The organism is Rhodopirellula sp. JB055, from assembly GCF_043100905.1.
Classification (GTDB): domain Bacteria; phylum Planctomycetota; class Planctomycetia; order Pirellulales; family Pirellulaceae; genus Rhodopirellula.
In genome coordinates this window covers 1-9,365 of record NZ_JBICHO010000440.1, presented here as the reverse complement: position 1 = coordinate 9,365, position 9,365 = coordinate 1, and the positions used below count along the sequence as shown (strand labels likewise).

The window sequence follows — 9,365 nt, the reverse complement described above, 5'->3', positions numbered from 1 at the left end:
CTTGACGATTTCCGTTACTTTTGGTTTGACTGCGATTGTGACCTTTGGAGGCAAAGGGCACCGTGATCTGTTCATGACTGATCTGGACTCTGTTTTCACTATTACAATGAGAGTCAGCGGGTTGCTCTGACTCGTTACCTTAGCCGGATTCGCCAAGAATTCCGACGTGTGCCGCCTCGAGGCTCTGGATCCGAACGAGTCAAGCGACGAAGTGACGTAGGCCAGGTTGTACCTGGCAACCGGCCGATGCTTTGGTAACAAAGCGAGGCGGCCGGGCAAACTGCCATCGCGAGGGGCATGTTCATTGGCAAAGAACCAGCGCCAGGTGGAACCTGGCCTACGAGCGGCAAAGCATTCGTCGCGGTCCGACACGTTCAGACGACCTTAGATTGCTCGGTGCGGAAACCCTGAGATCCAATTTTCCCTTACGGCAGGTCGACTCGGCCGGTGCTGTCACCGATTTGTTCCGCGGGCGTGCAGACGACGTCTAGCATGCTGAGGAACAAGTTCGCCATCGGAGTCTCTTCCGGCGGTTGCAAGTAACGGCCGGTTTTGATCTGGCCTCCACCGCCCCCAGCGAGCACGATCGGCAAGTCATGGTGGGTGTGCCGGTTGCCGTCCCCCAACCCGCTGCCGTACAGCACCATCGAATTGTCCAGCAAGGTTCCGTCACCTTCTTGAACCGATTCCATTCGCTCAAGGAAGTAAGCGAATTGTTCCACGAGGTACTGATCAATCTTTTGGATCTTCTCGACCGTTTCGGCTTTGTTGCGGTGGTGGCTCAATCCGTGGTGAGCTTCCTTCACGCCAACTTCTGGATAAGTACGATTGCCGCCGGCTGTGTCCAACATGAAGGTGGCCACCCGAGTCGTGTCCGTTTGGAAACCGACGACCATCAAGTCATACATCAACCGAGCGTGTTCGCGGAACGCAGTGACGCGGCCCATTGGAACTTCCAAATCAGGAAGTGATTTTCGATCCTCTGCTTCGGTTTGCTCGATCCGCATTTCGATTTCGCGAACGCTGGTGAAGTATTCGTCCAGTTTCCGTTTGTCAGTCTTGCCGACCTGTTTCATTAAACGCTCCGCATCGTCACGGACCACGTCCAAGATGCTCTTGCGAGCCAGACGCTGCTTGCGTTCCAAGGCGGCGTCACCGGAACCGAACATGCGTTCGAACGCCAAACGAGGAATGGTCTCTTGAGGCATTGGCTGCGATTCGTTCTTCCAAGAGATGTTTGACGAATACGCGCAACTGTATCCCGAGTCACAACTTCCCGCGTTGCGACTGCCCTTCAATCCGAGTTCGATCGAAGGCAAACGTGTTTGGCCGGCCAGCGCGGTCGCGGCGACTTGGTCGAGCGAGATACCAAGTCGGATGTTGCTGCTGGTTTTGACAGGACGTGCGGCGGTCAAGAACGTCGATCCACCACGCGCGTGGTCTCCGGCGCCATCCTTGCCGGCTCGTCCGTTCTCATGGGCCAAGTTCGAGATCACATTGAGTTTGTCTTTGAAGGGTTCCAACGGCTTCAGGGTCTGGCCCATTTCCCAGTTCTCGCCGTCAACTTTCGGACGCCAAGCGGGCTGGATCACGCCATTGGGAAAGAACACACACGCCATGCGCACTGGTCGCGATACGTCAGTCATCTGCAACGCTTCTTTCGCGGCATACGCACTGCGACCGGCCGGCGTCATGGCCTCGAGCAACGGCAAACCAAGGGCCAACCCCGATGCACGCAGCATCGTTCGGCGGCTCAATCGGGACGAACCGACTTGCACAATCGCGTTGGGTTGGTTCGGAGCATTGGGGACGTTCATCGAGTCTTTCATTTGACTTTCCTTAGTTCTGGCGAGGAGCCGTTGGCAGGCAGGAACGAACGATCAAGAGGTGGGGACGCTAGTGGACAAAAATGGCGGGCTGTTGATGACGCCTTCGACCAGATCTCGCAGGCGGAATCCGTCGGCTTCGGCGTCATTCAAAATCGCTTCGACAAAACAACGATCCGCAGGTCGCAGTTCACGACCAATGGCGAACGAAAGCAATCGTCGAACAGTTGTATCGGCAAAACGTCGGGTTTCGGTTTCGGCCAACATCTCGCTCAATTCCATCGCACCGCGGAAAGCTCGACCGCCTGGCAATTCACCATTGGCTTCGGCGACGGACGGATCGCTGGGCGGACGCAGCCGGCCAAGGTGATCCATGGTTTCCAAACCGAATCCCAGGGCGTCCATGACGCGGTGACACGATGCACACCCAGGATCAGCGCGATGCAATTCCAACTGTTCGCGAAGCGTCGCGTTTGCGGAGGCCGCGCGTGTTTCTTCAAGTTCCGGCACATTTGGCGGAGCTTCCGGCGGAGGCGTTCCGAGAATGTTCTCGAGAATCCACTTGCCCCGCAAAACGGGCGAATTTCGCGTCGGATAACTGGTCAGTGTCAGCACCCCGGCGTGACCCAAGATCCCGCTTCGACCAGCATCGGCGAGCGATACCTTCTGCAATTTGTGCGTTTCCTTTGGATTGGGCAGCTCAACGCCATACCAATCCGCCAAAGCCTCGTTCACGAACGTGTAGTCCGCAGTCAACAATTCCGTGACGGGCAAGTTGTTCTTCAACACGTGATCAAACAGCGTCTGCGTTTCAGCGGCTAAGTCCTCGACTGTGATCGACGGGCCTTCTTCATTGCCACCGAACGCCGACATGTCGCGAGCATTCAAGTTCCCCAAACCAAACCACTGGCTCGCGAATTGTTCGCCCAATGAATTCGATTTGGGATCGCTCAGCATCCGGCGAACTTGTTCAACACGTTTGGGTTCGTCCACCAATGCGTTCTGCTTTGCTGCTTTCAACAGGGCATCGTCCGGGATACTGCTCCACAAGAAAAATGACATTCGGCTGGCCAATTGTGTGGAAGACAATGGCACCGCTTCACCTGCCGCGGCCAATTCACGGGCCTTGTCCGTTTCGGGCAGTTCAATCCGAAACAGAAAACTTGGTGAACAAAGAATCGCCGTGATGGCCTGTTGCATGCCAACATAAAACGACTCTTGTCGATCCGTGGCCGCTTCCACCAGCGATGCGTAACGCTTCACCTCTTCATCTGTGACTTCACGCCGAAACGCACGCCGCATCAACGGTTCCAAATTGATCTTGGCGGCTTTCTGAACGTCTTCCCAGCGATCCCCTCGCTGTCGAGCCATCCGAGTGATCAATTGCTTTTGCGTCTTTGGCAAGTCCTTGCGAGTGTGAGACGATGGACCGTCGACCGAAACGGTTTTGAACTTGAAGTTGAACTCTTTGCTTGAGATCCGACGATTGATTTCGATTTTCTCGTCAGCCGGCAACACGGTCTTGGCCAGCTCTTCGTCCGTGAAACCTTGAACTCGTTTCGACACGGATTCGCCAATCCGCCATGGATCCTTCCGATCTTCCGGTTTGGGCAATTCGTCCACCCAAGTCTCCGTCGGTGAAAAGAAGAACCTATGCTTGCCCGGTTTCAACATGACGCGGAACGACTCACCATCCGTCGGACCACTCTTTTCTTGATAGTTGAAATCCAAAATTTCAATCAAACGTCCGGTTTCGTCGTGCACCATCACACAACGATTGACCTTGTCGTCGACGTCTTGTTCGTCCTTCTTCTCTGACTTGTCGTCCTTCTTTTTCGATTTCTCTTTCTGCTTCGGTTCGTCCTCTTCTTTGGACTGTTGCAATTCCGAACGACGCAGGTTCGTGCCGCCCCGGACGTCAAAGGAGTATTCGCCTTCGACAGGCACATCGACTTCGACCCAAACCATTCCGTCACCGCGAATGAACCATTCGCCGAACGACGCGAGTTCAGCGTCGCCGATTGTGTGCAGCGTCAAGTCAGCGAATGTTTTCTTGATCGAAGGAAGCGTCGCGGGATCCACGATGACTGCCGTCGCCACGGATTCACCCGCTTTGAGGTATTTTTCCATCAGCATCGTCGACAGGGACAACACATCCGCGTTGTTGTCGAAACCACCGCCAACTTCATCCGAAGGAAACTGATCGGCGGGTCGCAAATCGGTCCCGAACAAATCACGAATTGCGCGGTTGTATTCGGCACGATTCAATCGACGTGCTGTCACGCGTCCGGGTTTGGGAGTCAGGTCACACGTCGCGTGGTAAACCAGGTCGTCCAACTGATCAGCCAATTCGCGACGTTCTTCGACCGTCGGAATCGCGGAGTCTTCGGGGGGCATCGCACCGAAGCGGATCATGCTGATCGAGTGCATCGCCAACTCGCTGTTGTCGCGAATTTTTTCGGCGGTGCTGAGCAGCGTCAGATCGACTTCCGCTTCTTGGTAATCGGCGTTGTGGCAATCAAGGCAGAATTCCTCCAGCTTCAGAAAACCAGTGTTTTCCCAATCGGAAGGATCAAGCGATGCCGATTCGTTGGGTTGAGAATCAGCAGGGGCGTTCTCGTCGGCGTTGGCGGTTGAGAAAGCCAACAATGCCAGTGTGCTCGCGAGCGGAAACAACACGCGAAACCATCGAGTTCCCGGCAGGATGCGTTCGGATCTCATAGGCGGGTCGAGCATTCCACAACAGTTTTCGATTGGATCATTCCAATCTGGCTGCTGGGCGGCTCTATCGTAAAGGTAGGTGGGAAAGGTGTGGCAGGACTGCAGACGCCGCTCATGAACGCCCACCGTGGGGGCCCAGAACTAGCCGCAGCGTCCTCGATTGTAGCAGATTGAACAGGCCGATCGAATACCTTTCGCAAAATCGATGGATTATTCGAGGACACCGAATCCTCAGGTTTCACACCGAAATTCACGGCATTCCCCGCGAAAACGTGCTGCTCAAGCGATGCCGGTTGGCGATTCCGTCGTTCGACGCGTCTTCGGCCATAAGCGTGCTCTTTTTCCGGCCCCTCTGGAGCCCGCGGCCCCGTCCGGCTGGTTTCCCGCGCCCAGATGCTCGTTGAATTACGCCTGAGAGGCAGTGGGAAGGGTGATTCGGGTTGTTGGGGCTGGCTTTCGATCGAATCGGCATTCACCGAAACAGTCGCCGCACGTGGCCCCGAGCATGACCGATGAACGCTAGAATCCCGCTGCTGGGATTCCGCTCGGGATTTTGGGTGGGTCACCGTTTGACCCTGCCCCCCAACCGCCCTAGGCTTTGCAGCGATTTCGAGACCGTAAACAGGAGATGCGACGTGGGATTGTTTGATCTGATTCGTTCCGAGTTGATTGACATCATCGAATGGATCGATGACACACAACACACTTTGATGTGGCGTTTTCCTCGGCACGACAACGAAATCAAAAACGGGGCGCAGTTGATCGTGCGTCCTGGCCAGACCGCTGTTTTTGTTTACAAAGGCGAAATCGCGGACATCTATCCTCCGGGGCATTATCAACTGACGACGGACAACATGCCCGTCATGTCGACGTTGCAGGGTTGGAAGTACGGATTCAACAGCCCGTTCAAGGCGGAAGTCTACTTTGTCAGCACTCGTCAGCTCACCGATCTGAAATGGGGAACTCCCAATCCGATCATGCTGCGAGACCCTGAGTTCGGACCGATCCGAATTCGCGCCTTCGGCACGTATGCTTTGCGTGCCGTCGATCCCAAAGCTCTGTTACTGGAAGTGGTTGGCACCGACGGCGAGTTTGGTGCTGACGACGTGAACGTCTTGCTGCGTTCGATCATCCAGTCCTCATTCGCGGATTTGATCGGATCGTCTCAAATCGCTGCCTTGGACTTGGCCAGCAATTACGAACAACTCGCCGCCCAACTTCGCGAGCGAGTGGTCGAGAAAATCGACGACGAATACGGACTGGATTGTCCTCAATTGTTCATCGTCAACATCTCCTTGCCTGAATCGGTTGAGAAAGCCCTGGACACGCGAACCAGCATGGGCGTGATCGGCGACATGAACCGGTTCCAACAATTCCAGATGGGCCAAGCGATGACTTCCGCCGCCGAAAACGGTGGTGGCGGTGGAGCCGCCGAAGGCCTGGGACTGGGACTCGGTGTTGCCATGGCGGGACGGATGATGCCCGGTGCCATGGCGCCAGGCGCCGCCGCACCCTCCGCTGGCCCCGCAGGTCCACCACCTCCACCTGCAGCGACCGCTTGGTACGTTGCCAAAGACGGCGTGACCCACGGCCCCTTCACTCCCGAGCAAGTTCGTGCGGGAATTGGCAGCGGCGAAATGGGAGCTGAATCGATGGTGTGGGCGACCGGAATGAGTGGTTGGCTGATGGCAAAAGACGTGCCCGCCTTGGCACCGATGCTGGCCGCGGGAAGCCCACCGCCTCCTCCGCCAGCCAACTGATCCCGGCAACAGAATTCCACGACCACCGTGATGGAACGATGACAACGGAGTGAACTGAGTGCCCTCAACGCCCCTCAACGCACCGACGAACACGACGACCAAGCCATCCGCCGCTGCGCCAGCCATCAGCGTCGGAGGCCAGTGGATCGTCGATGCATCGGGATGCGATCCACGGTCGCTTCAGTCGTTGGCGACGATCCAAGCAATCTGCCAAGACGTGATTGAATCGTTGGGATTGAAGGTCGTCGGTGTGCCTCAGTCGCATGTGTTTGGACCACCTCACGGCGTCACGGCGTTGTACCTGTTGTCCGAATCTCATTTGGCCGTGCACACCTATCCCGAACATAGCATCGCCACGTTCAACTTGGTTTGCTGCCGCGAGACAGCGGTTTGGGATTGGCGGTCTCATCTGCAATCGCGACTGAACGCCAACGACGTGCGAATCCGGCACCTGCGCCGAGGATCCTGGGCAGCAACCAACGAAGAGGTCGACGAATGAAGGTTCGCCGCGCTTCGTGCCCGGGTTGCGGAGCCCCCGTGGAATTCCGATTCGGAAACTCAATGGTCAGCGTCTGTGAGTTTTGTCACACCGCGGTTGCTCGTGGCGACAAAGACATTGAGGACTACGGCAAGGTCAGTGACCTCGTCGAAACGGACTCAGTCGTTCAAATCGGTTCCTCCGGTTCATTTCGTGGCAAACCGTTCGAAGTCATCGGACGAGTCCAATACGACCATGCCGCCGGCGGCGTTTGGGACGAGTGGTATCTGCGATTCCCCGGCGACAAGATGGCATGGTTGGCCGAGGCTCAAGGCCAACTGCACCTGACGTTTGAACGCCCCGTCCGCGTCAAGTCCCCGCTGCCCCCTTTTGAATCGCTGAAACTGGGACAAGTCGTTCCCTATGGCGGGCAAGACCTGACGGTAATGGAAACCGGCGTCGCGAAAGCCCGCTCGGGTCAGGGTGAGATCCCCTGGCAATTTCGCCCCGGTGACGATCACCGCTATGTCGATCTTCAAGGCGCACCCGATCCAGACGGTGGATCCTGGTTTGCAACCTTTGACTACTCTCGCGGCGAACAACACACGTACATCGGTCGCACGGTCACCAAAGACAAACTGAACCTGTCGACTCCGGATTGGCAGCCCGATCCAGGTTCGGGAACGATTGCTGTTGCATCCCTGCACCTGAATTGTCCGAAGTGCGGCGGTTCCTTGGATCTGCACGCCCCCAAGGAAACCCTGCGTGTGGGTTGTCAGCATTGTGGCGCGTTGTTGTCCAACGATGACGGCCGGCTGAAACTGCTCACGATGCTGGAGAAGCGTGAACTGCACTCCTCATTGCCGCTGGGGGTGCGTGGCACCATCGAAGGCACCGAGTACATCATCATCGGCATCATGGCTCGATTTGTACGTTATGCCGGCACGACTTACCCGTGGACCGAATACTTGCTTTATGCACCTGGTGTTGGATTCCGCTGGTTGGTCGAGAACGATCACCATTGGTCGTTTGTCCAGCCCGTCACCGGCCACGCGATGGATCCCTTGTCCAGCCGGATTTATCATGACGGCCACTCGTACCGAATCTACGACCGAGCCACCGCAATTGTCCGGCACGTGATCGGTGAGTTCTACTGGAAAGTCCAGCAAGGAGATTGCGTTGAGACCGCCGACTTCATCGCGCCGCCACGCATGCTCTCGATCGAAGACAGTTTCGCCGGACGCACTCACGAACGCACCGTGTCTCTGGGTACCTAAATGAAACCGGGGTTTGTCGAAACGGCGTTCGGAGTGTATCACTTGAAACGACCATGGGGTGTGGGAGTCATCCAGCCATCGCCACCCATTTCGTTTGGCATCTGGGCCGCCTGGTTAGGCTTCTGCTTTTACATGTTCATTATCTATTTGGGCAATCATCGCCCAGCCTCGTCGGCAACACCCAGCGCCGATGGATGGATGCTGTTCTACGCGTTGCTGTTTGTGTCCGCGGTTCCGATCGGATGCATGGTGTTCAAATACAACTTCGAAGTTTCGCGTTGGAAAGACAGCGACTTCAGTCCTTATGCCAGCAGTGATGACTGATGAAATTGCTCCGCATCTATTTGATCATTGGCTTCCTCGTCTGCGGCTGGTATTCCGTCGCGGCGTTCCGGGGCTGGCAAGCGATCAACTTTGGCATCGTCGACAACATGGGCAGCAGCGGAGGCGGTCGGGCCTACGGTGGATCATGGGGCGGAGGAAAATGAGTCGCCCCGCACCTTCCCGCTTTCCGTCGATCCTTCTCTGCCATCGGAAGACCGGTTCACCAAACCAGCGACCAACTTTCACGGCCGCCTGACGTCACTTCACCCAACACAAGCCATTAATCGAACCCAACCAAACGAAAAGGAAGAACCCATGCTTGAACCGATCCGAGGACTGGCCCAGTCAACAGAACCTCTCCCCGCCAGCACTGGCCTGGAGTTGTTGCTGCAACACTTGGTCGCCGCCTGTGTCTTTTCCGTCGTTGGGATTGTGGTGTTTCTTGTGTGTTTGGTCTTGATGGAAAAGCTGACCCCGTTTTCGATCCTGCACGAGATCGGAGAAGAACACAACTTGGCGGTCTCCATCGTCGTCGCCGCCATCGTGCTAGGAATCTCCATCATCATCGCTGCCTCCGTCATCGGCTGACTCTTGGAAACTGGATTCCTCCGTTTTGACGCAGCGGTGTTCGGGTGCGACGACGCATCACAGGCAAACTTTGTCCACGAACGAAGCAATGAAAGCAGTTGTCCATCGAGGATGAAAGGAAATCATCGTTGGCAGCAGCACCTGACAGACGTGCAAGCTAGAAATCGCAAATCACGGTGAGCAAATCTGCCACGTTGGAGTCGGGGAATTTCGAACGAGAATGAACCAAGCGTTTCTCAGTCACTCTTCCGCCAGCGATCTCGATCGTCCAGCCATTGGTTCAAATTCCTGTCCGCACTTCCATAGCTCGAGGAATCATCGTCGCCCAAACCAAGCGATGCTTCAGCGATTTTGATACCGCCCAGCAACACGAGTCCTGCGGTTGCTTTCA

Annotated in this window: 8 protein-coding genes; 6 read left to right on the top strand and 2 right to left on the bottom strand. The window is 56.3% G+C overall.

Annotated features, from left to right (window positions below):
* Positions 1–425: 425 nt before the first annotated feature.
* Entirely contained in the window at positions 426–1,829 is a 1,404-nt protein-coding gene (locus tag ACF8AM_RS17350; RefSeq protein WP_392556852.1) for a DUF1552 domain-containing protein, read from the bottom strand.
* A 51-nt stretch (positions 1,830–1,880) separates the two neighbouring features.
* The gene (locus tag ACF8AM_RS17345; protein WP_392556851.1) at positions 1,881–4,547 is read right to left on the bottom strand and encodes a DUF1592 domain-containing protein; all 2,667 of its coding nucleotides are present in this window, start codon (positions 4,545–4,547) and stop codon (positions 1,881–1,883) included.
* A 635-nt stretch (positions 4,548–5,182) separates the two neighbouring features.
* Between ACF8AM_RS17345 and ACF8AM_RS17340 the strand changes: the two genes are divergently transcribed.
* The 6 genes from ACF8AM_RS17340 (at position 5,183) to ACF8AM_RS17315 (ending at position 8,974) form a co-directional block, all read left to right on the top strand.
* Positions 5,183–6,307, top strand: coding sequence for an SPFH domain-containing protein (locus ACF8AM_RS17340; protein WP_392556850.1), 1,125 nt, complete (start codon positions 5,183–5,185; stop codon positions 6,305–6,307).
* Between the two features lie 58 nt (positions 6,308–6,365).
* Positions 6,366–6,806: an S-adenosylmethionine decarboxylase family protein gene (locus ACF8AM_RS17335; RefSeq protein ID WP_392556849.1), complete on the top strand. Its 441-nt coding sequence runs from the start codon at positions 6,366–6,368 to the stop codon at positions 6,804–6,806.
* A 62-nt stretch (positions 6,807–6,868) separates the two neighbouring features.
* Entirely contained in the window at positions 6,869–8,062 is a 1,194-nt protein-coding gene (locus tag ACF8AM_RS17330) for a DUF4178 domain-containing protein (protein WP_392556848.1), read from the top strand.
* 42 nt (positions 8,063–8,104) lie between these two features.
* On the top strand, positions 8,105–8,386 hold the full coding sequence (locus ACF8AM_RS17325; protein ID WP_392556847.1) for a hypothetical protein: 282 nt from the start codon (positions 8,105–8,107) through the stop codon (positions 8,384–8,386).
* Positions 8,386–8,550, top strand: a complete 165-nt coding sequence (locus tag ACF8AM_RS17320) for a hypothetical protein (protein WP_392556846.1) — start codon at positions 8,386–8,388, stop codon at positions 8,548–8,550. Before ACF8AM_RS17325 ends, ACF8AM_RS17320 begins: the two co-directional genes overlap by 1 nt.
* A 151-nt stretch (positions 8,551–8,701) precedes the next feature.
* Positions 8,702–8,974, top strand: a complete 273-nt coding sequence (locus tag ACF8AM_RS17315) for a DUF350 domain-containing protein (RefSeq protein ID WP_392556845.1) — start codon at positions 8,702–8,704, stop codon at positions 8,972–8,974.
* The last annotated feature ends 391 nt before the right edge of the window (positions 8,975–9,365 follow it).